Origin of the sequence: Streptomyces europaeiscabiei (assembly GCF_001550375.1) — a bacterium.
Lineage (GTDB): Bacteria > Actinomycetota > Actinomycetes > Streptomycetales > Streptomycetaceae > Streptomyces > Streptomyces europaeiscabiei.
This window is the reverse complement of sequence record NZ_LRTR01000407.1, coordinates 1-1,681: the sequence shown is the minus strand read 5'-3', so window position 1 is coordinate 1,681 and position 1,681 is coordinate 1. Positions and strand designations below refer to the sequence as shown.

Below are 1,681 nucleotides of genomic sequence, written 5' to 3'. Positions count from 1 at the left end.
GCTGCCTCCGCCGTCCGCGTCCGCTCCGCCGCCGTTGCGCCGGGCGGCCGTGGCGAGTCGCCCGGCCGTCGGTGGGTGTTCGCGCTGTTCCCCGCGCCCCATACGAGCCTCGGTGGTGCGGGGCCCTGTCAGGAGGTACGTCAGGCCGAAGCCCGCGCCCACCACAGCCGCGCCGCCGACCGCGTCGAGGATCCAGTGGTTGCCGGTCGCGACGATCGCCAGGACCGTGAGGAAGGGGTGCAGCAGGCCCAGTACCTTCATCCACACCCGGGGCGCGACGATCGCGATGGTGAGCCCGCACCACAGCGACCAGCCGAAGTGCAGGGACGGCATCGCCGCGTACTGGTTGGTGAGTTCGGTGAGCTTGCCGTAGTCCGGCCGGGAGAAGTCCTGGACGCCGTAGATGGTGTCGATGATGCCGAGGCCCGGCATCAGGCGCGGCGGGGCCAGCGGGTAGAAGAAGAAGCCGACGAGCGCGAGGACCGTGGTGAGGCCGATGGCCGTGCGGGCCCAGCGGTAGTCGGCGGGGCGGCGCCAGTAGAGGACACCGAGGACGGTCAGCGGGACCACGAAGTGGAACGACGTGTAGTAGAAGTCGAAGAAGCCCCGCAGCCAGCCGATCCCGACCACCGTGTGGTTGAACCAGTGCTCGATGTCGATGAACAGGGCCTTCTCGACCGCGAGGATCTCGCGGGCGTGCTCCTCGGCGACGGCCCGGCTGCCGGCCGCCTCCAGCCGGGTGCGCTGGTAGGCGGCGTAGGTGACGCGGATCAGCAGCAGTTCGAGCAGCAGGTTCGGGCGGCTGGCGGCCCGGCGCAGCAGCGGCGCCCAGCTGAGGCGGGTCTGCGCCTTCGGGGCGTACTCGGTGGGAAGCGGGGTCCGGTAGTACTCCGAGGCGCGGGTCAAAAACGGCACCACGAGGGCCGAGGCGAGCGCGGCCAGCAGGACGACGTTGTCACGCAGCGGGTACAGGACGCCGACGTTCGGCACCATCATCTTCGCGGGCAGCGTCATCACCAGGACGACGGCGACCGGCCACACATAGCGCGAGGACGCCTTCTTGCCGACCCGGCCGACCACCGCGAGCAGCACCCACAGCAGCTGGTGCTTCCAGGACGTGGGCGAGACGGCGACCACGACGCAGCCGGTGATCGCGACGGCGAGCAGCAGTTGTCCGTCGCGCGCGTAGCGGATGGCGCGGCGCATGCCGAGCACGGCGACGGCGGCGGCCAGCGTGAAGAAGACCGTGATCTCCAGGGGGCCTTGGAGGCCGAGTCGCAGCAGCGCGCCGTGCAGGGACTGGTTGGCGAGGTCGTCCGCCCGGCCGCCGAGGCCCGCGCCCGCCAGATGGCGCACCCAGTAGGCGTACGAGTCGTGCGGCATCACCGCCCAGGCGAGCGCGGTGGCGGTGGCGAAGGTGATCCCGGTGCTCGCGGCGGCCCGGCGGCGGCCGGTGAACCACAGCAGCGGCACGAACAGCAGCACGGTCGGCTGGAAGGCCGCGGCCAGCCCTATGCAGACCCCGCTGGCGCGCTCGCCCCGGACCGCGAAGCAGCCCGCCAGGACGAGCAGGACGGGGAGGATGCTGGTCTGGCCCAGATACAGCGTGTTGCGCACCGGCAACGACAGCATCAGCAGGGTGACCGCGACGGGGGCCGCGAGCAATGCCGTGCGGCGGGTG

At 71.8% G+C, this 1,681-nt stretch carries 1 protein-coding gene; it reads right to left on the bottom strand.

Annotated elements, in window-relative coordinates:
• Window positions 1-1,681, bottom strand: a 1,681-nt coding sequence (locus AWZ10_RS19580) for a bifunctional glycosyltransferase 87/phosphatase PAP2 family protein (protein WP_063809779.1), incomplete at both ends; no start/stop codon positions are given.